Genomic DNA, 25,805 nt, shown 5'->3' with positions numbered 1-25,805 from the left:
CCCGTAACTGAATGAGCGGTTTCGTTGCGACCATTGTCCTGACTGGGCGCCAGCTTTGATATGGTGCGATCGCACCATAGCCTTGGCTGTTGCGGCGCGGCCGAATCCCGGCCGGCGCCGCAGGTTGCTATCCAGCGTCTCGTTGGGCTTCGCCTGATATGCCGACCCAGCGCTCGACCTTTTCGAGCAGCGCCCTGGGGCTGATCGGCTTGGGCAGATAGTCGTCCATGCCGGCTTCCAGGCAGCGCTCACGGTCGCCCTTCAAGGCATGCGCGGTGACGCCGACGATCGGGATATGCATACCCGTATGTTCTTCCAGCCGGCGAATTGCGGCGGTGGCCTCGAGCCCGTTCATCTCCGGCATCGAGACGTCCATCAGGATCATGCGCGGATTAAGCCGGCCGAAGGCATCAAGCGCCTTGCGGCCGTTGCCGACGATTTCGAAACTGTAGCCGGTTTCGCCGATTATCTGGGTGAACACCATCTGGTTCACTTCATTGTCCTCCGCAACGAGGATGTCGAGCCGACGTTCATCCCCGGCGGCCCGGGCGCGGGCACGAACCGGCGGCGGTTGCAGCAGGGCGCGTTCCGAGGCAGCGAGCGGCGGCTTTGCCGGCGACGGTTCGTTCCTGCCGCCGCCGGAACCGCTGCTTGCCGCCGGCAGCACACGGCCGTCTGTGATATTGTGATGGTGCCGCTGGATGGTGGCGACCAGCGTTTCCAGAAGCACCGAGGAACGCGCCGGCTTGATTAGCTGGGCGTCGATGCCGAGATCGCGATAGCTGGTGTTGGCGAGCGACTGGTCGACCGAAGTCAGCATGATGATCGGCGTGTCGGCCAGCCCTGCGGTGCTGCGCACGACGCGCGCCATCTCGGCGCCGCTCATCCCCGGCATCTGATAATCGAGCACGACGCAATCGACCGGCACGCCGTAGGCAGCCGCGGCGACCAGCACCTTGAGCCCTTCGGGTCCGCTTTCGGCGGCGCAGGAATCGAAGGTCCATGACGCCATCTGCTCGCTCAGGATCGATCGGTTGACGGCATTGTCGTCGACGATCAGCACCCGTGAGCCGGTCACGTCGACCGGCATGATCCGCCGTCCGGTCTGTTCCTCGGCCCTGGGCAATGTCACGGTGAACCAGAAGGTCGAGCCCTTGCCTTCGGCGCTCTCGACACCGATCTCGCCGCCCATCAACTCGACCAGCCGCGAGGTGATGGCGAGCCCGAGCCCCGTGCCTTCGTGGCGTCTGGTCGACGAGGTGTCGGCCTGACTGAATTTTTCGAAGACGAGCTTCAGTTTCTGCTGCGGAATGCCGATGCCGGTGTCGGTGACCGAAACGGTAAGCTTTGTCCCCGTCGGCCCCCTTTGTCCGGTCACGTCGACCAGCACGTGGCCTTCGTCGGTAAACTTCACCGCGTTGCCGACCAGATTGGTGACGATCTGCCTCATGCGACCGACATCGCCGACGAACAGGCTTTCCAGGCCCGGCTCGACGCGCACGATGAGCTCGAGGTCCTTCTCCTTGGCGCGCGTCGATATCAGCGTCGCCACATCCTCGATCGCTTCGGGCAGGTTGAAGGGCGCAGGGTCGAGCACCAGCTGTCCGGCATCGATCTTGGAGAAGTCCAGTATGTCGTTGATGATGGTCAAGAGCGCGTTACCCGATTTGACGATGATGTCGGTGAACGTCTTCTGCTTGGGATCGAGGTCGGATTTGGCCAGCAACTCGGCCATGCCGAGTACGCCGTTCATCGGCGTGCGGATCTCGTGGCTCATATTGGCCAGGAATTCCGACTTGGCGCGGTCGGCCAGTACGGCGCGCTGGCGCGCCTCGCGCAGTTCGGCCTCGCGCAGCTTCAGTTCGGTGATGTCGGTGGTCGACCCAATCAGATAGAGCGAACCATCGGACGCGATCATCGCGCCCTTGCGGGCGAACTGGTGGCGCACGCTGCCGTCGGCAAGCGTCACCGTTTCCTCGATCTCCTGTGTATCGCCTGTGCGCAGCACGGCGAGATCGCTGTTGACGAAGGCTTCGCCGTCCTCGCCGAAAATCTCGATGTCCGTCTTGCCGATCGCGTCTTCCCTGCGGAGGCCGGTGAGGTCGCACCAGCCCTTGTTGACGTAGAACTGCCTGAGGTCGGAGCGCTTGGCGTAGATCGACACCGGCACGTTGTCGATGAGATTGCGGAACACCTCGTTCTCGCGCATGCTCTCTTCCAACGCCTGCTCGCGCGCCTTGACGTCGGTGATGTCGGTGCTGGACCCGACCAGGTGCACCGACCCATCGAGCGCCACCAGCCGGCTCTTGCGCGTCATCAATTGCCGCACCGTGCCGTCGCGATGGGTAACGGGCTCCTCGATCTCGCGGCCGCGGCCGGTGACGACGACCTGGGTGTCGTCATGGGTGTAGGTTTCGGCGTCGTCTATGCCGAAAAGCTGGAGATCGGTTCGGCCGATGACCTCCTCCTTGGGGATGCCGGTCAGCGCGCACCAGGCCTTGTTGACGAATTCCATGCTCAGATCCTGCGCCTTGATGAAGGCGGCGACCGGCAGTTCGTCCATGACGTGGCGGAACAGGTCGATCTGGCGCATGCTTTCCTGCAGCGCCTTTTCGCGGCTCTTGATCTCCGAGATGTCGACGCGCACGCCGATGAAGGTGCCGTCCTCGGTGCGCATATCGTAGACCTGATACCAGCGGCCGTCGGGATTGCTCCGTTCGTAGGAGGAGTTCGGCAGGCGGTAGCGGGCGAGAATGGCATCCAGCCAGATGTCTCGATCGCCGTCATAGAGCTTGTCGGTCTCCGGATCGCCACTGAAGCGGAAATATCCCACGGAATGTCCAAGTTCCAACGCCTCGCGGAAGGTGCGGCCGGGCTGCCATGCCGGTTTCAGCGCCGGCAGCGTGTCCTGCAGCTTGCGATTGGCAAAGATGAACTTGTCGTCGCGGTCATAGATGATGACGGCCGCCGGCAGCGACTCCAGCACCGTGGCGAGGTTCTTGCGCGCGTCCTCGGCCTCGGTCTCGCGGCGCTTCATGTCGGAAATGTCGAACAGGAAACCGGCGACATAGTTGCGGCCACTGGGCATGCCGACGCGGTTCTTGCGCACGATGCGCGAGCGGCTGGCGCCCTCGGCGTCGAAAGTCTCCTCGACCTCGTAGGGCGTGCCGGTCGCCAGCACGGCGCGTTCGCTGTCTTCGAATTGCGCGGCGTCCTTTTGCTTGAGGAAGTCGCCGCCGGCATCGCTTGCGGGCTCTGTCCGAACAGTGCCGAAAACGCCTCATTGACGAAGACGAAACGCAGATTGTCGTCCTTTACGAAGATCGGGTCCTTGACGCCGTTGATCACCGCCTCGGCCAGCCGCGATTTCTCCAGCGCTTGGGCGAGTTCAGCCTCGCGATCCTTCATGTTGGTGACGTCGACATAGGAGATCAGCCTTTTGCCGCCGGCGAGCGGCGCCAGCGAGGCAATCAGCGTACGGCCGTCATTGCGTGGCAGTTGCCTGGAGCCCACCAGGCCGGCCGAGATTTCTGCTTCGCGCTCGGCGATGTGGTCCTGCCATTCCGCATCGTCAGCACCGTACGGGTCCATATCGCGGCTGGCCTGCATCAGTTCGCGGAAGCCGCAGCCGATGCCGGCGCGCCGGGGATCGATTTCCCAGAAATCATAGAAGGCGCGGTTGATCACCTCCGCGCGCATGTCGGCATCGAGGACGAGCACGCCGATCGGCATCTGGTCGACCATCGTGCGAAGATTGGCGAAGGTCTCGGTGATCTTGGCGTTGGCACTCTCGATCTCGGCGTCGCGACGCTTGAGCTCGGAGACGTCGTAGTAGGTCAACAGCCGCTTGCCGCCGGACAACGCCGTCACGGAGAACATCATCGTCCTGCCATTGGCATGGAGAAATTCGCGTGGCGCAACCGAGCCGGCGCTGATCTCCTCGATGCGGGTGGCGAGGTAGTGCTGCCACTGCTGTCCATCGAGATCGCCGTAGATGCCGTTGCGGCGGTTGAGTTCCATCAACAGGCTGAACGGCGCGCCGACCGTGACGGCGCCGTCGGGGATCCTGGAGAGCTCGCGATAGGCCTTGTTGACGATGAGCGTGTCGAACTTCGCGTCAAGCACCACGACGCCCATATGCATGGCATCCATTGTCCGCTCGAGATCGGCGAGGTGCTGCGTAGCCTCGCCGGCCGGCGGATCGCTCTCGTCCTGCCGCAGTTCGTCCAGCGCACCGGCCAGTGCCGTGACGTTGCGGCCGATGCCGCGATAGCCGATGAATTCGCCTTCGCCGTCGAACCGCGGGGAACCGGTGATCGAAACCCAGCGGCAGCCGGGACGGCCGCCCTTCAACTCATAAACAAAGTCGCGAAACGGCCGATGCGCCTGCAGATCCTCCAGATGCGCGGCGGCGTGTCGATTGCCGTGCACCATCTGCTTGAGGAAATCGAAGCGGAAACGGCCAAGAATGCTGGCGGGATCGATGCCGGTGGCGGCCTGGTAGTTCTCCGAAAGCCAGGAAAAGCGCAGCTCGGCGTCGGTCTCCCAGACCCAGTCGGCGCCGGCCCCGACCAGTTCGCGCAGCGCTTCGGGCGAACCCCCGACGGACGTATCCTCGCCGTTCACCACCCCTTTTAGGGAACCGCGTCCGCCACGTGTTCCAACAGTCCCGTCAGCCATCCCGTTCCCACCCCGAAAGCCAAGGCCGAACCCCCTCAGCGGTTCGCCGGCGGAATGTGCCCGAGAAGCATTAATGATCCGCTAACCATAACCAATCCAGACTGCGGCCAGAGCCACATTGCCCTGCGGTATTCCGCCGGTTGTCGGCGGAACCCCGGCCGGGCTATAAGTCAGCGGGGGTGTTGCTGATGACCGGTTGGATCGTGCCTTGTTTCCTGTGCCTGGCGCTGCTTGCGGGCAGCGGCTGCGCACGCAGCTATGACGGCACGGTGGTGATCCCGAAGCCGCTCGATATCAGGCGGGTCTGGGATCGCGATCCGTCGCAGACTGAGGCCAGCCAGATGCAGGCGGCAGCCGGTGTGTTTCCGACGCCACCGCCGCAGGAGCCCTACCGGCCCGCGGCACGCAGGCACACGACACAAATAGCTGCGCCAAGGCGGCACGTCAGGTCCAGCCCTCCCAGCATGGCTTCCGAACCGGCCAATCCGCTCACCTGCAAGAATGTCAGCGAACCCGGCAAACGCTACAGGATGGTTTGCGAATAGCTGGTACTAGTGCAATTCCAGGAAAAGTGTGAAACGGTTTTCCGTCCGGAATTGCGTAAAACAAAGACATAGAGCGGTTCGCCGTTTCGGTGAAACGGTGAAACGCTCTAGGCGCAGGTTACTCCGCCGGGAAGAAAGCCGGCCCGACCACCCTGACCGGCCGCGAGCCGGCCAATGGCTCGACCGATTGTCGCTGGGCGGCGCCCCTGGCCTCTGCAGCGTCTGCGCCAGGCTGGAGAAGTTGCGCCACGGTGCCAAGATCCGGCTTCGCTGACGGCAAAGGAATGATCGCGTTGGCCATATTGGCTGGCGTCACCGTGCGCGCTCTCAGCTCGGCAACGCGCCGGTGATAGCGCTTGAGGTCGCAGGCCCTGAAGTTCGCATCACCGCGATATTTGAAGGCCGTCGGCAGGTCCTTGTAGGATGTGCGCGTATCGAGCGCGACCATCTCTTCGGTTTCAAGGCTTGGGTCCCTGAGCGTGTACAGGTCGACGCCGGCATCGTCGCAGATGTAGCGGCACTGGTCGACCATCTCCTTGACATCGCCGCCTTGCACGAACTGCGATTTCGGCGCCGGGAAGAAATAGCCGTCGGTGAGACGAACGCAAAACAGCATCGAATTGCTGCCGATCATGGCGCCAGCCGGACGCTGTCTTTGTTGCCCGGCGGCGGGCGTGCAGCCGAGCGCGACGAGCCTGGCCTGCAGTCCGGACGCATCCCGGCGCGAAACCGCGGCGCCGGCGATCTGGCGTTGCACCTGTGTGCGGCTTTTGGCGAGGTCGGCGCAAGCATTGAAGAACCCGCCCACCGCACTTTGCGCCGTGCACCGGCGTTGCCTCTCCAGCCCTTGGATCGCCGCAAGTTGGCGACGCAGCTGCGCAAGCTCGGGGCTGATCCCGCCGCTGCGGCCGGACGGTGCCAGCTGGCTCCTGAGCGCGGCGCATGGATCGGCAACGGAAGCCGAAATGCCCAGGACGCTTGCCGCTACCGACACCAGTGCAAAGGTCACGACAAGCCACAAACGCATCATCGGCGACACCTGGTCCTTGTACCCCTGTGGAGCCGATCGCCGCTCCAGCCGATTGAGCCTCAATGCGTGAGGCAAGTCTAATTGAAGAGACGCCAACAACCGCCAGGTATTTTATGCCGAGTGTATTATGCGGTTCCTGTAAATTCGCTATTACACTTTTGTTTCAAGATTGAGACGTAGCCAGGCTTGGGCGAGCCCAGGCCGCCGCAATCATCGATCCCGCGTTATCGGCCCTTGCGGATGAAACCTTTCTCCGGTGTCTCGCGTTGTGTCGGGCAAAGGAGACCGAAGATGTCTATTCACTTCACTGTCTCTGGCCTGACCAGGAACCTGTTCCACTCGCTGGGGCTGGACCATGAGCGGGCGCCGAGAGCGCTCGATCCCGAACAGAGCCTGTTGCTGGAATGCTATCTCGCCGGACAGATTCCGGAATCCGCCTGGGCCGACTACGTCTTCGAGGCGCCGGAACTGCAGCGGCATGTGGATATCAGGCGCCCGCACAACTGATCAGAGCAATTCCAGGAAAAGTGCGAGCGGTTTCCGTCCGGAATTGCGTCAAGACAACGAGGGAGCGGGTCGCCGTTTCGGCGAAACGGTGAAACGCTCGCCCGCTCGCCTACTGCTTGGGCGAAGCGAATTGCACGGTGAAGACACTGCCCCGCGACGCCTTGCGCCAGCGTCGGCGAAAAGCTCAACGGCAAGCACTTTTGCAGGGCAGTGGTTGCGGCGTCGACGAACGACTTCCTGGTATCCGCATCGCCATCGACCTTGATCGCCGTCGGCCGCGGCGGACCGATCAGCGTGCCGTCGCGCTTGAAGCTGAAGCTCAAGGTGACGCTGGCATTTCCAACACCCGCCGGCGGCGTCCAGCACGCCTGGATGGCATCGCCGACCTCCGCCATCGTGTCGAGCGGCGCGGCATTGCACGGGTAGCCTCCGACCAACACAACACCGGCAATCGCAAACACTCTCGCTACGCCCTTCATCGCAAAGCTCCTCGTGTGTCGTCCGCCGACCATGATGGTAGGGTCGAAGCAGACGATGGCAATATGCCTGATGTCTTACAGCATGAGACGCGCCTGATGGCGCATCGGCGAAAAGCAAAAGGCCGGCATTGCGCCGACCTTTCCCTTCACCCTTGCGCCAGTACATCCGTGGTCGCGCGGTGCCTTCAATAGACAGCGTTCTGGTTAATGAATCCTTAGCGTTGCGCGCTGGCCTGCGACTTCACATAGGCGATGTAGCCGCGCACGTCGCCGGCCGGCTCGGCATAGGCCTGGCCGAGTTTCTTCTCCATCGCCGTGACATACTCCTTGGCCCATTTTGGCAGCGCATAGTCGATGACGGCCAGGAACTCCAGCGTCGATGCCAGGCGTATGTCGGCGATCGACGGGTGCTTGCCGCCGATGAACGGCTTGCCGTCCCTGAAGAAGGAGTGAAACACCTCCAGCGGCTCGGCAATGGCGGCCATGGCGGCCTTCTGCGCCTCGGACTTCTTCTCCGGATGAGCGTCGCTATGGCCGACCTCGCCGGCGTAATGCGGAAAACCCAGCGCCGGATAGGTGGCGCGCGCCACATACGGGTAGAGCGTGCCGATCAGGTAGAACATGGCGCTGTCGACCATCGCCCGCTTGGCCGGCGCCTTGGGATAGAATTTCTCCAGTCCGTGCTTGTTGGCGAGATACTGCATGATGGCACAGCTCTCCCAGAGCACGCCGCGCGGCAGCCCCTTGTCCTCGATCATCGGCGTCAGATGCGCCGGATTGCGCGCCATATATTCGGGCGAGCGGGTGTGGCCCCAGGCGTCGGTCTCGGCGGCGTCGAACCCAGCCGCACGGGCAAACACCCGGACGGTCATGTTGTTGACGCTCGGCTTCAGCATCGAGAGCTTCAGCGCCGGTTTTTTCGCCGCCTTGGCCTTTGTCGCCGACTTCTTGGCAGCCGGCTTTGTCGCGGCTTTCGCGGCCGGCTTTGCGGCTGCCTTCGGCGCGGCCTTTACGGCCGCCTTTGCGGCCGGCTTCGCTGCCGCTTTTACTGCTGGCTTGGCCGCTGGTTTGCCTGCGCTCTTAACTGTCTTTGCCATTGTGGTCCTCCCCTTTTGCTGGCCGTCAGTATGGATTCTTCGGCGTCCGGTCGTCCGACAAGGTCGCGAGCGACCACTCGACCAGCGTCTGGATCGCGTCGGCAAGGTGCACTTCGGCGATGTTGTAGTCGCCGCGCGCAACGCGCAGCTTGTGCGCCTGCATCAAGACGTCGGCATGGGTGAAGCCGGCCGGCGGCTCGAAGCGGTAGGACGCCAGCTCGATCAGAAGGCCGAGCGGATCCTCGAAATAGATCGAATCCATGAAGCCGCGATCCTTGACGCCGCTGTGCTTGATGGCGCGCTCGTCGAGCCGGGCGACCGCCTGCAGGAAGGTCACGCGCGACACCGAGAACGCAATATGATGGACGCAGCCCGGTTCGGTGGGCGTGCGCCGCTTGACCGGCGTGCGGCTCTCGTCGGTGAAGACGGTGATCAACCTGCCGTCGCCGGGATCGAAATAGAGATGGCTTTCGCTTGGCTTGTCGAGATTGGGTTGCTCGAAAATGAACGGCATGCCGAGCACGCCCTCCCAGAAATCGATCGAGGTCTGGCGGCCGGCGCCGACGAGGGTGATGTGATGGACGCCCTGCGACTGCAGTTTCTGCATCGGTCTCCTCCTCGCCGACCCTCGCCTATGTTCCCCGGCGTCTTGCGCGCCGCAACGCCCTTTGGCGAGGCTTCGTACATGATGCTAGTGCAATTGGCCGCGCCGCGCCAGAAGCTCGCGGAAACTGCCGGCGCTGGATGGTGAACGGGGCTTGAGTTGCATGACCTGAGGCTATGCAACAGCTCTGAGCTCGGCCTCCTCCAGCGTACCCAGGCCCGCGCATTCGGCGCATGCCATCGTCTGCCCGGGACAGCCGGCCCGATGCGTGCCTTGCGGGCAGCAATGCCCTTTCGACTCGCGCCATTTCAAGCAATCGAAAACCTGCCCGCTGCCGTGACAGCACGGGCATATCATTTTTGCCGAACTCATACCTGCTATGCCCAACCAAATCCGCGTTGCCGCAGATGCTATCCCCGCACCGCAAGTAACAGAGATCGCTACGCTTTCAAGCGTCGCGGTCTGACTTAAATTGGGTGTATCTGTGACGCGGATTTGCCGGGTTTTCGCTGATGCCGCCGACCCTCGCGGTCACACGCGATCCGCGCGGCTGCTGCCCGAAATTGTCGATGATGCGGAAGGAAAGCGGTTGCTTGGTACGCCCAAGGGGAATCGAACCCCTGTTCCCGCCGTGAGAGGGCGGTGTCCTGACCGCTAGACGATGGGCGCGTTCAAGAACCGGCGATATAGGCTGACGGTTTGGAAAAAGCAACTGGGCTTCGAACGGCCGGACCGCTTCTGTGCAATCTCGGTTTGCGGACTTAGCGTTTCGGCTCGATCAGGTCCCACAGATTGCCGTAGAGATCGGCGAAAACCGCCACGGTGCCGTACGGCTCATGGCGTGGCGTTTCATGGAAATCGACGCCGTTTTCCAGCATCGTCGCATGGTCCCTGGCAAAATCGTCGGTTTCGAGAAACAAAACCACGCGGCCGCCGGTCTGGTCGCCGACGCGGCTTTTCTGCACATCGTCCAACGCTTCCGCCAAAAGCAGCCGGGGGCCTTGCCCGGCCGACGGCGTCACCGTCACCCAGTGCTTGCCGTCACCGAGATCGATGTTGTCGCAGAGCGCAAAGCCAAGCTTGCCGACATACCAGGCAATCGCCTCGTCATAATCGGCGACGACGAGCGTAACGGTTGCTATGCGGCGATGGTCGGCAAACCCGGTCATTGTTTCGGCCCGCTCATTTGTTGCGGATGGCGAAGCGGCCGATGATACGGCGCTCGGCGATGTCGTAGACGAAGATGGTGCGGCTGCCGTCGCTGAGCTCGGCGTCGATTGAAATTCGATTGCCCGACAGAGCCTGGCTGATCACCTTGGCTCCGACCGGGAGCACTATGTCGGCCGCGAGCGGCTCGCCGGGCGGAATTGGAATGTCGTTGGCGAGCGGCGGGTTCGCGGGCGGCGCTTTGCGCGATTTGTAGACAATGGCCGCGATCACCACCATAAGGGCCAGCAAAAGCAGGCCGAGATTGATGGCCATGAAGCGGATGAGCCTGCCGCGCACCTTTTCGATCTCGGGATCGAGCGGCTTTTCTTCTTCATCGGCAACGGGCCGGGCCATGGCAGAACTTTCCGGAACTTTTTCGATGAGCGCTCATAACGAAGAGACCCCTGAATTGATAGAGGCTGGACAATTCATAGAGGCGGCGCCGACCGTGCTCGAAGCCGGCGCGGAAGCGGCCGGCCAGCGCCTCGACCAGTGGCTGGCGGGCGCCCTCGGGCCTGACATGTCGCGCAGCCGCGTGCAGATGCTGATCAAGCAGGGCGCGGTGTCCATCGACGGCAAGCCGGTCGACGAGACCAAGCGCAAGATGAGTGCCGGCGAGCGCGTATCGGTCGTCATGCCCGAGCCGGAACCGGCCGAACCGCAGGGCGAGGCCATCGCGCTCGACGTGCTTTATGAGGACGACGAGCTGATCGTCATCAACAAGCCGGCTGGCCTCGTCGTCCATCCCGGCGCCGGCAACTGGACCGGCACGCTGGTCAACGCCCTGATCCACCATTGCGGCGACAGTCTCTCAGGCATTGGCGGCGTCAGGCGGCCGGGCATCGTCCATCGCCTCGACAAGGAAACCAGCGGCGTCATGGTGGTGGCCAAGACCGACCGCGCCCACAAGGCGCTGTCGGAGGCCTTTGCCGACCACGGCCGCACCGGCGACCTCGAACGTGCTTATTTGGCGCTGGTCTGGGGCATCCCTCCACGGCCGACCGGAACGGTCGACGCGCCGCTTGGCCGTGCCGCCGACCGCGTGCGCCGCGCCGTCGTGCCGGAAGGCCGTGACGATGCCCGCCACGCCGTGACCAATTTCACCGTCAAGGAGCGTTTCGGCGAGGGCCAGCAGGCGTTCGCCACCGCCAGCCTGGTCGAATGCCGGCTGGAAACCGGCCGCACCCACCAGATCCGCGTCCACATGGCCCATATCGGCCATCCCGTCATCGGCGACCCCGATTACGGCCAGGCCTTCCGCACCAAGGCCAACCGGCTGCCCGAACTGCTGAAGGGTCAGGTCAAGGCATTTTCCAGGCAAGCTTTGCATGCCTGGCTTCTTGCATTTCGGCACCCGGCTACCCATTTGTCGATGAGGTTCGAGGCGCCGATACCGGGGGACATGGAGGAACTCGTCGGCGGCTTCCGCAAGCTCTGAACCAGCCAGCTAAAACCTGAGCGGCATTGTTCACTTCAGCGTGACACACTGTTTCGTGTTGAACAAATGCCTGTCTTTTCTGGTTTTGTTCCTATATAAATCAGTTGCCGCGGGCGAGCCTTTTGGTGCTCGCGTCACATGCCCGCCGCGTTTCGGGGGCATCACTCCAATAGAGAGGGGGCGCAATCATGGCCCAGTCACTACCTAGTATTGTTTCCGGCGAAGGCGGCCTCAGCCGCTACCTGGAAGAAATCCGCCGCTTTCCGATGCTTCAGCCGCAGGAAGAGTACATGCTCGCCAAGCGTTACGCCGAGCATGAAGACACCAGCGCTGCGCACAAGCTCGTCACCAGCCACCTTCGGCTTGTTGCCAAGATTGCCATGGGCTATCGCGGCTACGGCTTGCCGATCGGCGAAGTGATCTCGGAAGGCAATGTCGGCCTGATGCAGGCCGTCAAGAAATTCGAACCCGAGCGTGGCTTCCGCCTCGCGACCTACGCCATGTGGTGGATCAAGGCCTCGATCCAGGAGTACATCCTGCGCTCGTGGAGCCTGGTCAAGATGGGCACGACCGCCAATCAGAAGCGCCTGTTCTTCAACCTGCGCAAGGTGAAGGGCAAGATCCAGGCGCTGGACGATGGCGACCTCAAGCCCGACCAGATCACCGAGATCGCCACCAGGCTGAACGTGTCGGAAGCCGAAGTCGTGTCGATGAACCGCCGCCTGTCGGGCGACGCGTCGCTGAACGCGCCGATCCGCGCCAGCGAAGGTGAATCCGGCGAATGGCAGGACTGGCTGGTCGATGACCACGAAAGCCAGGAAGACATGCTGATCGAGCAGGACGAACTGGAAAACCGCCGCGGCATGCTGTCGGGCGCTCTGGCCGTGCTCAACGATCGTGAGCGGCGCATCTTCGAGGCCCGCCGCCTCGCCGAGGAGCCGCTGACGCTGGAAGAACTGTCGTCCGAGTTCGACATCAGCCGCGAGCGCGTGCGCCAGATCGAGGTGCGCGCCTTCGAGAAGGTGCAGGACGCGGTCAAGGCCGCCGCCAAGCGCCAGATGCAGGCGCTGCGCACGATCGAGGCGCAGCCGGCGGCCTAAGGCTGGGTTCGGTTAAGGAACAGAAGGCGGCGTCGGGAAACCGGCGCCGCCTTTTTTGTTTTGTCGTCCGTCGGCGGTTAGCGAAAGTCGGACAACAGCTGATCTCCCCCCTTGAGGGGGAGATGTCCGGCAGGACAGAGGGGGGCGTGACGGATCGCAGCTTGCGATTTTAACTATCCCCAACCTGGAATTGTTCGAGCACACAGCCAAAGGTCAGCGGGACAGCACCCCCCCTCTGCCCTGCCGGGCATCTCCCCCGCAAGGGGGGAGATCGGCAGCTTCGCCACTGCCTTCTCAAAGCCCATCAAGCGGAAACTTCAGATACCGCCTCCCATTGGCCTCCGGTTCCGGCAGCCGTCCACCATTCATGTTGACCTGCAGCGCATGCAGGATCAGCCGCGGCATCGGCAGTGTCTTGTCGCGCGCTTCGCGCAAGTCGACGAACTCGGCTTCGCTGCGCGCCGCAACGAGGTGGATATTCTTTGCCCTCTGCTCGGCGACCGTGCTCTCCCAGCACGGCTCGCGGCCGCCGGCCTGATAGTCGTGGCCGACGAACACGCGCGTATCGTCCGGCAGCGCCAGAATGCCCTCAATCGAATGCCACAGCCGCGCGGCACTGCCGCCGGGAAAGTCCGTCCTTGCCGAGCCGCTGTCGGGCATGAACAGCGTGTCGTGGACGAAGGCGGCGTCGCCGACGACATAGGTGATCGAGGCGAGCGTGTGGCCGGGCGAGAACAGCACCTTGACCCGCAGGTTGCCGATCATGAACGTTTCGCCTTCCCCAAACAGCCGGTCCCACTGCGAGCCGTCTGCGGGGAAATCCGGCCAGTTGTAGATCGCCTTCCACAGCGCCTGGACTTCGATGATCCTGTCGCCGATCGCCGTCGGCGCGCCGGTCTTTTCCCGGAGATAGTGCGCCGCCGAGAAATGATCGGCATGCGGATGGGTGTCCAGGATCCACTCGAGCTCCAGCCCGTTTTCGCGGATAAAATCCAGCAAGGCGTCGGCATTCTTCGTCGCCGTCGCGCCGGATTTTTCGTCGAAATCGAGGATCGGGTCGATGACGGCGCAGCGTCTCGTCACCGGGTCGGTGACGACATACTGGATGGCGCCGGTCGGCTTGTCGTAGAAGCCGGCGACCTCAGGTTTGGCCGAAGCGATGTCCAATGTCCGGCCCCCCTGCCCCTTGCCCGACAGGAACCGTTTTCTCCGTCGGGTTGAACAAGAGCATGGTCATCTGGCAAAGCGCGCCGGTCAAGCACGCCTTGCCACAAATAGGACTGAAGCCCCAAATAGCTCCGACGGAGAAAACCTAGGCTGACGGCTGCTTGGTCTTCCTGAGATAGGGCAGGATCGTCTCGAAAGCGCCAAAACGCTTGACCGCATCTTCGTTCGAAACCGCGGCGGTGATGATCACATCCTCGCCCTGCTTCCAGTTGGCCGGCGTCGCCACCTGGTGCTTGGCCGTCAGCTGCATGGAATCGACCGCGCGCAGGATCTCGTCGAAGTTGCGGCCCGTCGTCATTGGGTAAGTCAGCACCAGCTTGATCTTCTTGTCCGGCCCGATGACATAGACCGAGCGCACCGTGGCGTTGTCGGCCGGCGTGCGGCCTTCCGACGTCTCGCCGGCGCCCGCCGGCAGCATGTCATAAAGCTTGGCCACCTTGAGGTCCTTGTCGCCGATCAGCGGGTAGTTCACCGTCTGGCCGGTCGCCGTCTTGATGTCGGCCTGCCACTTGTCGTGGCTCGCAACGGGATCGACGGAAATGCCGATGACCTTGACGTTGCGCTTCTTGAACTCGCCTTCGAGCCCCGCCATCGTGCCCAGCTCGGTGGTGCAGACCGGGGTGAAATTCTTCGGATGGCTGAACAGGATCGCCCAGCCGTCGCCGATCCAGTCATGAAACTTGATCGGCCCTTGCGTGGTCTCGGCGGTGAAGTCAGGCGCGATGTCGTTGATACGAAGGCTCATGGCATTATTTCCCCAGCAACAGATTTCGTCAGGAGCGGCCGTGGACGGCGTCAACGCTCCGGCATTCCCGCATCTTAGCGCAAAAATCGCGGCTGCAGGACAATAGGAAACTATTATTGGCGACGGAACGAGCACTTTCGTTCTACGGACCGACGTTGGGCCGACAATCTTTCGTTTGTGCGGGGAAGGCTCAGGCCTTGTTGACCGCCAGCGACGTGGCCAGGTCTTCCATGCGCTGGGCGAGCGCGCCGAGCGCGCTGGTCAGCACGGTGTCGTTCTTGTCGGCCTTGGTCAGCGCTTCGTCGCGAGTCTTGCGCAGCGTCTGCACTTCGGTCTCCATGCCCTTGACCCGCTTCTGCAGCTCCGAAAGCTCGTCCATCACCATGATGCCGGCCATCACCGTCAGCCGCTGGTCGCCGATCTCGCCGAACGAATCCTTCAGATGCGAGACATAACGGTCGAACCGCTCGGCGAGGTCGATCAGGTGCTCTTCCTGACCCTCGTCGCAAGCCATGCGATACTGCTTGCCGTCGATGGAAACCGTGACCTGTGCCATGGCCTGCAGCTCCTACCTGTCCAGCACCGCGCGGATGGTTTCCATGGCGGTCACCAAGCGGCGCGACACTTCCTTGTTGGCATCTTCCAGCCGTTCGGCGCGGGCTTCGGAATTGTCGAGTTCCTGCGCCAGCCGTGAACGGTCGGCGTTCATGCGCTGCACCTCAGCCTCGGCTTCGGAATAGTCGCGCTCGTGCTCGAGCTTGGCCGCGACGGCGTTTTCCAGCCCCTCGATGGCCTTGCCCAGCCTGTGGATGACTTCCTTGAGTGTGGTTTCGCCGGTCATGGCCTTCGTCCTGTGCCCTGCCCATCACCGAATCGCTTCGCGTTCAGAACGCGTTAACAAGGAAACATTAGGCACCGGGTGAAGGCAACGTCAACAAAGCTCTCGCGACTGTCCCCCGCTAACGCTAATGTAGGTCGCCCCATAAGGTCTCAAAGCCATCACAAGACCGGCAAATGTGCAGCCGATTTGTTGACTAAAAGCCCGTGGCTGCTATGTGTCGCGCACTCTTTCCTGGGCTCTGCCAAGCCCACAAATCCCCACCCCGGAGGTACCATGACGTCGCGTGAACAACATGACCGGATGGCCAATGCGATCCGTTTTCTCTCCATGGACGCCGTCGAGAAGTCCCAGTCCGGCCATCCCGGCCTGCCCATGGGCTGCGCCGACATCGCCACAGTGCTGTTCACCCGCTTTCTGAAATATGATCCGAAGAACCCCCATTGGCCGGACCGAGACCGCTTCATCCTGTCGGCCGGCCACGGTTCTATGCTGCTCTACTCGCTGCTGCATCTGACCGGTTACGAGGACATGACCCTCGACCAGATCAAGCATTTCCGCCAGCTGGGTTCCAAGACTGCCGGCCATCCCGAATACGGCCATGCCACCGGCATCGAGACGACGACCGGCCCGCTCGGCCAGGGTCTCGCCAATTCGGTCGGCTTCGCGCTCGGCGAGCGCATCATGAACGCCGCCTTCGGCAACGACCTCGTCGACCACTACACCTATGTGCTGGCCGGCGACGGCTGCCTGATGGAAGGTGTTTCCCAGGAAGCCATCGCGCTGGCCGGCCACCTCAAGCTCAACAAGCTGATCGTCTTCTGGGACAACAACAACATCTCAATCGACGGTCCGGTTTCGCTTGCAGACAACACCGACCAGGTCGCCCGCTTCCAGGCCTCGGGCTGGAACGCCAGCCACATTGACGGCACCGACCCCGAGGCGATCGCCTACGCCATCGAAGCCGCCCGCCATTCCGACAAGCCGACGATGATCGCCTGCAAGACGACCATCGGCTTCGGCGCCCCGACCAAGGCCGGCACCAACAAGGCGCACGGTTCGCCGCTCGGCGCCGACGAGATCGCAGGCGCGCGGAAATTCTTCAACTGGGACTCGCCGCCCTTCGAAATTCCGGCCGACATTCTCGACTCCTGGCGCACCGCCGGCAAGGCCGGCGTCAAGCCGCGCACCGACTGGGAAGGCCGGCTCGCCAAGGCCAAGCCCGAGCTGAAGGCCGAGTTCGAGCGCCGCCTCGCCGGCAAGCTGCCGTCGAATTTCGATGCCGTCATTGCCGACTACAAGAAGAAGCTGTCGGCCGACAAGCCGAAGGTCGCCACCCGCAAATCGTCGGAAATGGCGCTGGAAGTCATCAACGGCGCGGTGCCGGAAACCATCGGCGGCTCTGCCGACCTGACGGGCTCCAACAACACCAAGACCAGCCAGACCAAGAACATCACGCCGGACGATTACGGCCAGCGCTATGTCCACTACGGCATCCGCGAGCATGGCATGGCGGCCGCCCTCAACGGCCTGACGCTGCATGGCGGCCTCATCGCCTACGGTGGCACCTTCATGTGCTTCTCCGACTATGCCCGTCCGTCGATGCGGCTGGCGTCGCTGATGGGCATCCGCTCGATCTTCGTCATGACCCATGATTCGATCGGTTTGGGCGAAGACGGCCCGACCCACCAGCCGGTCGAGCACCTGGCGGCGCTCCGCGCCATCCCCAACCACAATGTCTTCCGTCCGGCCGACGCGGTGGAAACCGCCGAATGCTGGCAGATTGCCATTGAATCGGAAAAGACCCCGTCCACCCTGGCGCTGACCCGCCAGAACCTGCCGACGGTGCGCACCGAGCACTCGGCCAGGAACCTCTCGAGCCAGGGCGCCTATGAACTGGCCGCGGCGAGCGGCGAAGCGGCGGTGACGATCTTCGCGACCGGCTCCGAGGTCGAGATCGCGCTCGGCGCCCGTGATTTGCTTGAAAAGCATGGGCACCCGACCCGCGTCGTCTCGGTGCCTTGCTTCGAACTGTTCGACCAGCAGAGCGACGCCTATCGCAAGGAGACGATCGGCAACGCGCCGATCAAGATGGCGATCGAGGCCGGCATCCGTCAGGGCTGGGATCACCTGATCGGCTCCGACGGCATCTTCATCGGCATGACCGGCTTCGGCGCTTCCGGCACCATCGAGCAGCTCTACCCGCATTTCGGCATCACCGCCGAAGCCGCGGCCAAGGCGGCGGAAGCCCGCCTGCACGGCAAGTAAGATCAGGGTCAGTCCCGCGCACCTCCAAGGCGGATTCGCGGGGCTGGACCAACCTAATCGATTTAAATTCGGCCTTCTGCGGCTGGATTCTTGTGCCATCCGCCGCTATGAAGCTGCGGACCCATCTGCCGCCTCCAGCTCCCAGGGAGAGTAAAATGACCGTCAGAGTTGCCATCAACGGATTTGGCCGCATCGGCCGCAACATCCTGCGCGCCATCCATGAATCCGGCCGCAAGGACATCGACGTCGTCGCCGTCAACGACCTCGGCCCGGTCGAGACCAACGCGCATCTGCTGCGCTATGACAGCGTGCACGGCCGCTTCCCGCACGAAGTGTCGGTCTCGGGCGACCAGATCACCGTCGGCAAGGAGACCTTCAAGGTCACCGCGATCAAGGACCCGGCGCAGCTGCCGTGGAAGGAGCTCGGCATCGACATCGCGCTCGAATGCACCGGCATCTTCACCGCCCGCGACAAGGCTGCCGCGCATTTGACCGCCGGCGCCAAGCGCGTCGTCGTCTCCGCGCCTGCCGAAGGTGCTGACCTCACCGTCGTCTACGGCATCAACCACGACAAGCTGACCAAGGACCACATCGTCATTTCGAATGCGTCCTGCACCACCAACTGCCTGGCGCCGCTGGCCGCAGTGCTGCACGAGACCGTCGGCATCGAAAAGGGCATGATGACGACGATCCACTCCTACACCGGCGACCAGCCGACGCTGGACACCATGCACAAGGATCTCTACCGCGGCCGCGCGGCTGCCCTGTCGCAAATCCCGACCTCGACCGGTGCGGCCAAGGCGATCGGCCTGGTGCTGCCCGACCTCAAGGGCAAGCTCGACGGCATCTCGATCCGCGTGCCGACCCCCAACGTCTCGGTTGTCGACTTCAAGTTCATCGCCAAGCGCGCCACCACCGTGCAGGAGGTAAACGAAGCGGTGATCGCTGCCTCCAACGGCAAGCTGAAGGGCATTCTCGGCGTCACCCATCATCCGAATGTGTCGATCGACTTCAACCACGATCCGCGCTCGTCGATCCTGGCGCTCGACCAGACCAAGGTCATGGACGGCAACTTCGTTTCGGTGCTGTCCTGGTACGACAATGAGTGGGGCTTCTCCAACCGCATGGCCGACACCTCGGTCGCCTTCGGCAAGACCATCGCCTGATCTGAAGGCATCGTCTCGCAGCTTCGAACGCCCGGCTGTGCCCGGGCGTTTTTCGTCAGCGCGCCGGGCAAGGCGCGCCGAGCCGCCAAACGCCGGAAAATCAGCGGCATAAGGCAAAAAGCCATCCTTGCGCCTTGCACCGGCCATTCCTTCGCCCCACTCTCCCGTGAATCGGTAGAAAGAGGAATTCGAGGGGCAAATCACGGATGGAGCATGCGATCTATCTCGTCACGCTGGTCGGCACAGCGCTAGTCGTCGCCGCAGCGTTCTCGAGCCTGATCGCCTTCCGCTTCGGCGCCCCTTTGCTGCTGCTCTTCCTCTGCATCGGCCTCGCCAGCGGCGTCGATGGTCTCGGTATCGAATTTGACAATGCGCGCGTGGCATATTTTGCCGGCTCACTGGCGCTGGCGGTCATCCTGTTCGATTCCGGTTTCGGCACGCCGCTCAACGCGCTGCGCCAGGCGGCCGGCCCGGCGCTGTCGCTGGCGACCTTTGGCGTAATCCTGACCACTGGCCTGTTCGGCGCCGCCGCCTATTACCTGCTCGACCTCAGCTGGCTGGAATCCTTCCTGCTTGGAGCTGCCGTCGCCTCGACCGATGCGGCTGCGGTGTTCTTCCTGCTGCGCGCCGGCGAAATCAATCTGCGCGAGCGCGTGCGCGCGACACTGGAAGTCGAATCCGGCACCAACGACCCGATCGCCATCTTCCTGACCATCACGCTGGTCGAGATCATCGCCGCCCACGCCAATCCCGAGACCCATGTGCTGGTCACCGACCTGATCCTCGGCTTCCTCCTCAATATGGGGCTCGGCGCCGTCGTCGGCGTGCTTGGCGGGCTCGGCATCGTGCGCCTCGTCGACCGGCTCAACCTCGACCATGGCTTGCTGCCGATCTTCGTGCTGACCCTGTCACTGATGGTGTTCGCCGCCGCCGGCGCCATTGGCGGCTCGGGCTTCCTGGCGGTCTATCTCGCCGGGCTGATTGCCGGCAACTCCGACATCCGCGCCGTCACCATCCTGAAGCGCTTCCAGGACGGCATGTCGTGGCTGGCACAGATCATCATGTTCCTGATCCTCGGCCTGTTCGCGACACCCTCGCAGTTTCCGGCGATCATGGTGCCGGCGGTGCTGCTCGGCCTGTTCCTGATGTTTGTCGCGCGCCCTGTCGCCGTCTGGCTCTGCCTGATCCCGTTCCGCCTGCCGCGTCCCGAGATCGCCTTCGTCTCCTGGGTCGGCCTGCGCGGCGCCGTGTCCATCCTGCTTGCCATCACCCCACTGCTCGGCGGACTGGAGAACGGCCGCACCATCTTCAACGTCGCCTTCATCATCGTGCTGGTATCGCTGGTGGTGCAGGGCTGGTCGGTCGGTCCGCTGGCGCGCCGGCTCGGCCTGATCGTGCCGGCGAGACTCGGGCCGCTCGACAAGGTCGAACTCGAACTGCCGGGCTCCGCCCACCACGAACTGCTCGCCTACCGCGTCGCGCCCGGCAGCCCGGTGGCGCGCGGCGAGCGCATCCCGCGCTGGGCACGGCCCTCGCTGGTGCTGCGCGACGGCCGCTCGATGCGTTTCCAGGACATGGGCCGGCTCGCGGCCGGCGACCAGGTCTACATCTTCGTGCCCGACCGCTATCCGCGCCTGCTTGACAAGCTGTTTGCCAGCCGCGCCGTAGTCGACCCCGAGGATGCCGACTTCTTCGGCGCCTTTGCCGTCGATCCCGCCCGCTCGGCCGCAGAGCTCGAGGCCGCATACACTCCGGGATTGAGCGAAGCCGAGCAGAAGCTCACCGTCGGCGCGCTGGTGACCGCGCGGCTCGGCGGCCATGCCGAATATGCCGACCGGGTGCTGATCGGCCCGATCGAATTGATCGTCCGCGACGTCGACGACAAGGGCAAGATCACCGGTCTCGGCCTGTCCTTCGAGCCGACCGCGCCGGTGGCGCGGGTTCCGGTGTTCCTGAGCGCCGGCGAGATCGGCGATCGGGTCTCCGCCTTCATCCGCAACTGGCACAAGCCGACCGAGACGCAGACTGCAGAGGCGATAGCCAATGAGAAGGCCCTTGAGCCGACGGCGGAAAAGATAACGACCGAAGGCTGACAAGCGATCGGTTCACGCTGACGTCCCGCATCATCACGACAGCCTTCGCCTTGATCTCAAAATTTAGCTCGCACCCCGGCTCAAGCCTTGCATCGTCATCGATGCGAGGTATGGTCCCGGCGATTTTCACGAAAGGTATCAGCATGGCCGCCTTCAAGACACTCGACGATATCGGCAATATCAGCGGCAAGCGCGTGCTGGTGCGCGTCGACCTCAACGTGCCCGTCGCCGACGGCAAGGTCACCGACGCCACCCGCATCGAACGCATCGCACCGACCATCGCCGAGCTGTCCGGGAAGGGCGCCAAGGTCATACTGCTCGCGCATTTCGGCCGCCCGAAGGATGGTCCCTCGCCCGAATTTTCGCTGGAGCCGATCGCCAAGGCTACCGCGGAGGTGCTTGGCCGCCCGGTCGGCTTTGCCGGCGATTGCGTCGGCGACACGGCGGGCAGTGCGGTCGCCGCCATGAACAAGGGCGATGTGCTGCTGCTGGAAAACACCCGCTTCCACAAGACCGAGGAGAAGAACGACCCTGATTTCACAGAGCGGCTCGCCGCCAATGGCGATATCTTCGTCAATGATGCCTTTTCCGCCGCCCACCGGGCGCACTCCTCGACCGAAGGCCTGGCGCGGCTGTTGCCGTCCTATGCCGGCCGCACCATGCAGGCCGAGCTCGAGGCGCTGGAGAAGGGGCTCGGCAATCCGGTCCGCCCTGTCGTCGCCATTGTCGGCGGCGCCAAGGTGTCGACCAAGATCGACCTGTTGATGAACCTGGTGAAGAAGGTCGACGCGCTGGTGATCGGCGGCGGCATGGCCAACACTTTTCTCGCCGCGCGTGGCACCGCTGTCGGCAAGTCGCTGTGCGAGCATGACCTTGCCGCGACCGCCAAGCAGATCATGATCGAGGCCGCCGAGGCAGGCTGCGCCATCATCCTGCCTGTCGACGGTGTCGTCGCCAAGGAATTCAAGGCGGGTGCGGCCAGCGAGACCGTTGCCATTTCGGATGTCCCGGCTGACGGCATGATCCTCGATGTCGGCGAAAAGACCGTGAAGACGATCCGCGAATGGATCGACCGCGCCGCGACCCTGGTCTGGAACGGCCCGCTCGGCGCCTTCGAGATCGAGCCTTTCGACCACGCCACGGTGGCTGCGGCAAAGCACGCGGCGTCCCGCACCAGGGCCGGCAAGCTGGTCTCGGTCGCCGGTGGCGGGGACACGGTGGCCGCCCTCAACCATGCCGGCGTCGCCGACGATTTCACCTATGTCTCGACCGCCGGCGGCGCTTTCCTCGAATGGATGGAAGGCAAGCCGCTGCCCGGCGTCGACGTGCTGAAGAAACAAGCCTGACCGGATTGGGGGGCACAAAAACGGACGCCAGGAACTTTCAACCGATTCGAGCTTTCCGATGCCATTCCTTTGGCGGTAGAGTTCCGTTAAGCGCGGAACAACGCCGTCAAGGAGAAGCAAAATGAGCGAACGTCTCGAAGACATTGCCGCCGCGATGGTGGCCGGCGGCAAGGGCCTGCTGGCCGCCGATGAGAGCTCCGGCACCATCAAGAAGCGCTTCGACGTCATCGGCGTCGAATCGACGGCCGACAGCCGCCGCGACTACCGCGAGATGATGTTCCGCGCCACGGACGCGATGACGAAGTACATCTCCGGCGTCATTCTCTACGACGAGACCATCCGTCAGAAGGCTGCCGACGGCACGCCTCTGGTCGACATCATCAAGGCGGCGGGCGCCATTCCCGGCATCAAGGTCGATGCCGGCGCCAAGCCACTCGCCGGCTTTCCCGGCGATACCGTTACCGAAGGCCTCGACGGCTTGCGCGAGCGGCTCGCAGATTATTACAAGCTCGGCGCCCGCTTTGCCAAATGGCGCGCGGTGATCGACATCGACACCGGCAAGGGCGTGCCCTCGGCCAATTCGATTGCCTCCAATGCCCATGCGCTGGCCCGCTATGCCGCACTTTGCCAAGAGGCCGGCATCGTGCCGATCGTCGAACCGGAAGTGCTGATGGACGGCGCGCACGACATTGACACCTGCTACGACATCTCGAAGGCAACGCTGATCAAGCTCTATGACGAGCTGCATGCGGCGCGCGTTTTGCTGGGAGGCACCATCCTGAAGCCGAACATGGTGCTGGCCGGCAGGAAGTCGGGCAAGGTGAGCAGCCCCGAAGAGGTCGCGGAAAAGACCATAAAACTGTTCCGCGAAACCGTACCGGCAGCGGTGCCGGGCATCGCCTTCCTTTCGGGCGGGCAGTCGGACGAGGAGGCTACCGCCAACCTCAACGCCATCAACGCCATCGGCCCGCATCCGTGGAAGCTGACCTTCTCCTATGGCCGCGCCTTGCAGGCCGCCCCGCAAAAGGCCTGGAGCGGCAAGGCATCGAACGTCGCCGCCGGCCAGGCCGCCTTCACCCATCGTGCCCACATGAACCATCTGGCGGCGCTGGGACAATGGACGGCGAGCCTCGAACAGGCCGCCTGAGCGCAGTCCTCCCGTTGTCATACAACCCGGGCCGATGCGCCCGGGTTTGTTTATGCAAAGCCCGGCTTGGACGGAGTTCGTCCATCCTTATCTCCTTTTCGGCAAAAGCTGACGGCGATGTCGGTTTCTGCCCACCCCAAACGTCCTTGGGTGAACAGACAGGGAGAACTTCATGACTCGCAGCAAGGTGGTTTCGCGTGAAGACTGGTTTGAGGCGCACAAGGCGCATCTGGCGCGCGAGAAGGAATTGACACGGTTGCGTGAGCGCATCGCCGCCGAGCGGCGTGAACTGCCCTGGATGAAAATCCGCAAGGACTATGTCTTCGAGACCGAGCAGGGTCCGAAGAACCTGGCCGGACTGTTCGGCGCCAACAGCCAACTGATCGTCTACCACTTCATGATGACGCCAGGATCGAACCACCGCTGCGAAGGCTGCTCCTTCCTTGCCGACCATATAGACGGCGCCGATCAGCATCTCAGGCACCACGACGTGTCGCTGGTGGTGGTTGCGCGCGCGCCGCTGGCGGAACTGCTGCCTTACAAGCAGCGTATGGGCTGGAAATTCGACTGGGTGTCGTCCTACGCCTCGGATTTCAACTTCGACATGCAGGTCTCCTTCACCGACAAGCAGATCGCGGGCGGCGACACCACCTACAATTTCGAGACGCGTCCGCGCACGTCAAAGGACCTTCCCGGCACCAGTGTTTTCTACAAGGAAGAGAACGGCGACATATTCCTTACCTTTATGTCGCGCGCCCGCGGCGGCGAGGCGCAGATCGGCACTTACGACTATCTCGACATGACACCGAAGGGCCGCGGCGAAAATGGCCCTTATCATAGCCTGATGGACTGGGTGCGGTTGCATGACGAATATCAGGACAAGCAGGCGGACAAGCCGAACTGCTGCGACTAGAAGCTCGTTCACCTCAGGCGAAACTTGCGCTAAGGCTGCCGTTAACCTCTAACGGTATTGCCATGCGCTTCCCGGCCCTTCTTACCTGGCTCGCCTACCCCGTCTATGTCTGGCAGGGCCTCGGCGTGCGCCGCCGCACCACCCGCATGCTGCCGGCACAAGGGCCGGTCATGCACGAAATATCGGGCAAGGCGCCGGCCATCTCGCTGCTGGTGCTGGGCGATTCCTCGGCCGCTTCCGTCGGCATCGGCAATTCCGAGAACGGGCTTGCCGCGCAGCTTGCCGTCATGATCGCGCAACGAACCGGCCTTGCCGTGCGCTGGCGCGCCGCTGGCTTCAACTCGGCAACGTCGGGCCAGATCCGCGACCATGTGCTGCCCAATCTGTCGGCCGATCCGTGGACGCATATCGTGCTCGCCATCGGCACCAACGACACCAAGAATTTCCACTCGGTACCGCGCTTCAAGAAGGAGTTCGGTGGCCTGCTCTACGCCTCGCGTGCCAAATGGCCGGAGGCGCGCGTGGTGTGGTCGCCGGTGCTGGAGTTCACCCGCGCGCCGGCCATGCCGCCGCTGCTCGGCAAGATTCTCGAAATCCGCGCTACCGCAATGAACCGCATGGGCGAGCGCCTCTGTTTCGAGCGCGGCGCCGTGCCGGCGCCACGGCTGCCGATCACCAACCCGGAGGCCGGCTTTGCCTCCGATGGCTTTCATGCCTCGGAAGCCGGTTACCGCGCCTGGGCCGAACATCTGGTCGGATGGGTGCTCGCCGATTGACCTGAGGGGGCACAAGCTCGGACTGGTGGGCTTCAGAGAACTGACATGAGTATTTCCAAATACTGTTGATTGCAGCCTGCTTCCAATGGATCTGAGCCAGAATATCATCCAGCAGCAATGGATGAGCTACGGCCTGGATTCCGAAACCGGCAACGACACCTGCACGCTGACCGGCAACCGCGCCGAATCGAGCAAGCATGTCATTCCGGCCGGCCCGGCCAACGCCACGCCTTTTATTGCGGCGAACCTGCCGGAATTCATGACAACGCGCGGTGGCGATTACTTCTTCGTGCCCAGCCTCAACGCCATCCGGATGATTGCCATGGGAACGGTGGACCCGACCTGACCCTCAAGGCTATGTCCAGTGCCCCAGCGCACCCGCCAGCGCGATGGCCGCCATGGCGATCAGGGCCAGCTTCCAGAAATCGCCGCGCCGCTTCAGGCCCGGCCAGCCGAGCGGCTTGATCAGCTGAATGGCCATCATGCCGATGATGACGAGCGCGAGGAGTTTCGACATGCCCGCCTTTGAGCAGCATCGCGACAGGCTGTCAAAGCGGTTCTTGCATGGTCTCGGTCGACTTGGCCATTCCTGACAAA

General features: G+C 63.4%; 23 protein-coding genes, 1 tRNA gene and 2 pseudogenes. 12 read left to right on the top strand and 14 right to left on the bottom strand.

The genetic code is table 11. The annotated features are described in order from the left end of the window. Positions 1-127: 127 nt before the first annotated feature. Positions 128-3,181, bottom strand: coding sequence for a PAS domain-containing hybrid sensor histidine kinase/response regulator (locus tag NKI37_RS08940; RefSeq protein WP_502896408.1), 3,054 nt, complete (start codon positions 3,179-3,181; stop codon positions 128-130). 119 nt (positions 3,182-3,300) lie between these two features. Then, positions 3,301-4,680 (bottom strand): annotated as a pseudogene (locus tag NKI37_RS31935) (PAS-domain containing protein); the annotation flags it as partial. Positions 4,681-4,868: 188 nt separating this feature from the next. Here NKI37_RS31935 and NKI37_RS08935 point away from each other — a divergent pair. Further along, positions 4,869-5,225 carry a hypothetical protein gene (locus tag NKI37_RS08935; RefSeq protein ID WP_023696429.1) on the top strand — a complete coding sequence of 119 codons (357 nt, stop codon included), beginning with the start codon at positions 4,869-4,871 and terminating at the stop codon, positions 5,223-5,225. 118 nt (positions 5,226-5,343) lie between these two features. On the opposite strand, the gene NKI37_RS08930 is transcribed toward NKI37_RS08935, so the two are convergent. After that, the gene (locus tag NKI37_RS08930; protein WP_352791595.1) at positions 5,344-6,255 is read right to left on the bottom strand and encodes a DUF2865 domain-containing protein; all 912 of its coding nucleotides are present in this window, start codon (positions 6,253-6,255) and stop codon (positions 5,344-5,346) included. A 291-nt stretch (positions 6,256-6,546) separates the two neighbouring features. On the opposite strand from NKI37_RS08930, the gene NKI37_RS08925 reads away from it, so the two are divergent. Next, the gene (locus tag NKI37_RS08925; RefSeq protein WP_023670117.1) at positions 6,547-6,762 is read left to right on the top strand and encodes a hypothetical protein; all 216 of its coding nucleotides are present in this window, start codon (positions 6,547-6,549) and stop codon (positions 6,760-6,762) included. Positions 6,763-6,871: 109 nt separating this feature from the next. Here the strand turns inward: NKI37_RS08925 and tolA are convergent. From tolA to NKI37_RS08895, 6 genes and pseudogenes are all read right to left on the bottom strand, one after another. Next, positions 6,872-7,241, bottom strand: a pseudogene (gene tolA / locus NKI37_RS08920) (cell envelope integrity protein TolA). Positions 7,242-7,456: 215 nt separating this feature from the next. Continuing rightward, on the bottom strand, positions 7,457-8,338 hold the full coding sequence (locus NKI37_RS08915) for a glutathione S-transferase family protein (RefSeq protein WP_352791600.1): 882 nt from the start codon (positions 8,336-8,338) through the stop codon (positions 7,457-7,459). A gap of 25 nt (positions 8,339-8,363) precedes the next feature. After that, entirely contained in the window at positions 8,364-8,945 is a 582-nt protein-coding gene (locus tag NKI37_RS08910) for a VOC family protein (RefSeq protein ID WP_352791602.1), read from the bottom strand. Positions 8,946-9,536: 591 nt separating this feature from the next. Next, positions 9,537-9,611 (bottom strand) — tRNA-Glu (locus NKI37_RS08905). A 92-nt stretch (positions 9,612-9,703) separates the two neighbouring features. Beyond that, positions 9,704-10,111, bottom strand: coding sequence for a VOC family protein (locus tag NKI37_RS08900; RefSeq protein WP_023818426.1), 408 nt, complete (start codon positions 10,109-10,111; stop codon positions 9,704-9,706). A 13-nt stretch (positions 10,112-10,124) separates the two neighbouring features. Further along, positions 10,125-10,505: a hypothetical protein gene (locus tag NKI37_RS08895; RefSeq protein WP_023748342.1), complete on the bottom strand. Its 381-nt coding sequence runs from the start codon at positions 10,503-10,505 to the stop codon at positions 10,125-10,127. A gap of 25 nt (positions 10,506-10,530) precedes the next feature. Between NKI37_RS08895 and NKI37_RS08890 the strand changes: the two genes are divergently transcribed. Together NKI37_RS08890 and rpoH are read left to right on the top strand one after the other, a co-directional pair. After that, positions 10,531-11,589, top strand: coding sequence for an RluA family pseudouridine synthase (locus NKI37_RS08890; protein ID WP_352791604.1), 1,059 nt, complete (start codon positions 10,531-10,533; stop codon positions 11,587-11,589). 188 nt (positions 11,590-11,777) lie between these two features. After that, positions 11,778-12,689, top strand: a complete 912-nt coding sequence (gene rpoH / locus NKI37_RS08885; protein WP_023670124.1) for an RNA polymerase sigma factor RpoH — start codon at positions 11,778-11,780, stop codon at positions 12,687-12,689. A 294-nt stretch (positions 12,690-12,983) separates the two neighbouring features. On the opposite strand, the gene NKI37_RS08880 is transcribed toward rpoH, so the two are convergent. The 4 genes from NKI37_RS08880 to NKI37_RS08865 form a co-directional block, all read right to left on the bottom strand. After that, the gene (locus NKI37_RS08880) at positions 12,984-13,856 is read right to left on the bottom strand and encodes an MBL fold metallo-hydrolase (protein WP_352790745.1); all 873 of its coding nucleotides are present in this window, start codon (positions 13,854-13,856) and stop codon (positions 12,984-12,986) included. A 145-nt stretch (positions 13,857-14,001) separates the two neighbouring features. Next, on the bottom strand, positions 14,002-14,661 hold the full coding sequence (locus NKI37_RS08875; RefSeq protein WP_023670126.1) for a peroxiredoxin: 660 nt from the start codon (positions 14,659-14,661) through the stop codon (positions 14,002-14,004). A gap of 190 nt (positions 14,662-14,851) precedes the next feature. Beyond that, positions 14,852-15,217, bottom strand: coding sequence for a cell division protein ZapA (locus NKI37_RS08870; RefSeq protein ID WP_023670127.1), 366 nt, complete (start codon positions 15,215-15,217; stop codon positions 14,852-14,854). Positions 15,218-15,229: 12 nt separating this feature from the next. Then, positions 15,230-15,502 carry a DUF4164 domain-containing protein gene (locus NKI37_RS08865; RefSeq protein WP_023670128.1) on the bottom strand — a complete coding sequence of 91 codons (273 nt, stop codon included), beginning with the start codon at positions 15,500-15,502 and terminating at the stop codon, positions 15,230-15,232. A 273-nt stretch (positions 15,503-15,775) separates the two neighbouring features. On the opposite strand from NKI37_RS08865, the gene tkt reads away from it, so the two are divergent. From tkt to NKI37_RS08825, 8 genes are all read left to right on the top strand, one after another. Beyond that, on the top strand, positions 15,776-17,767 hold the full coding sequence (tkt, locus tag NKI37_RS08860) for a transketolase (RefSeq protein ID WP_023832011.1): 1,992 nt from the start codon (positions 15,776-15,778) through the stop codon (positions 17,765-17,767). A gap of 155 nt (positions 17,768-17,922) precedes the next feature. Continuing rightward, entirely contained in the window at positions 17,923-18,933 is a 1,011-nt protein-coding gene (gene gap, locus NKI37_RS08855; protein ID WP_023748339.1) for a type I glyceraldehyde-3-phosphate dehydrogenase, read from the top strand. Positions 18,934-19,139: 206 nt separating this feature from the next. After that, positions 19,140-21,026: a potassium/proton antiporter gene (locus tag NKI37_RS08850; protein ID WP_023696439.1), complete on the top strand. Its 1,887-nt coding sequence runs from the start codon at positions 19,140-19,142 to the stop codon at positions 21,024-21,026. A 143-nt stretch (positions 21,027-21,169) separates the two neighbouring features. Then, positions 21,170-22,372: a phosphoglycerate kinase gene (locus tag NKI37_RS08845; protein WP_352790742.1), complete on the top strand. Its 1,203-nt coding sequence runs from the start codon at positions 21,170-21,172 to the stop codon at positions 22,370-22,372. A 121-nt stretch (positions 22,373-22,493) separates the two neighbouring features. Further along, positions 22,494-23,519, top strand: coding sequence for a class I fructose-bisphosphate aldolase (locus NKI37_RS08840; RefSeq protein WP_352790740.1), 1,026 nt, complete (start codon positions 22,494-22,496; stop codon positions 23,517-23,519). Between the two features lie 172 nt (positions 23,520-23,691). Further along, positions 23,692-24,432, top strand: a complete 741-nt coding sequence (locus NKI37_RS08835; protein WP_023737389.1) for a DUF899 domain-containing protein — start codon at positions 23,692-23,694, stop codon at positions 24,430-24,432. Between the two features lie 62 nt (positions 24,433-24,494). Continuing rightward, positions 24,495-25,208 (top strand): SGNH/GDSL hydrolase family protein, encoded by a 714-nt coding sequence (locus tag NKI37_RS08830; protein WP_023737388.1) that lies wholly within the window; start codon positions 24,495-24,497, stop codon positions 25,206-25,208. 85 nt (positions 25,209-25,293) lie between these two features. Beyond that, positions 25,294-25,554, top strand: a complete 261-nt coding sequence (locus NKI37_RS08825) for a hypothetical protein (protein WP_023690085.1) — start codon at positions 25,294-25,296, stop codon at positions 25,552-25,554. 9 nt (positions 25,555-25,563) lie between these two features. Here NKI37_RS08825 and NKI37_RS08820 read toward each other — a convergent pair whose 3' ends face one another. Further along, entirely contained in the window at positions 25,564-25,725 is a 162-nt protein-coding gene (locus NKI37_RS08820; RefSeq protein ID WP_023670137.1) for a hypothetical protein, read from the bottom strand. Positions 25,726-25,805 lie beyond the last annotated feature (80 nt).

The sequence above is a fragment of the Mesorhizobium sp. M0626 genome (genome assembly GCF_040320665.1).
In the GTDB taxonomy this organism is placed as follows: domain Bacteria; phylum Pseudomonadota; class Alphaproteobacteria; order Rhizobiales; family Rhizobiaceae; genus Mesorhizobium.
Note: the sequence above shows the minus strand (reverse complement) of the source record. Positions and strands in the feature narration are given on the sequence as shown.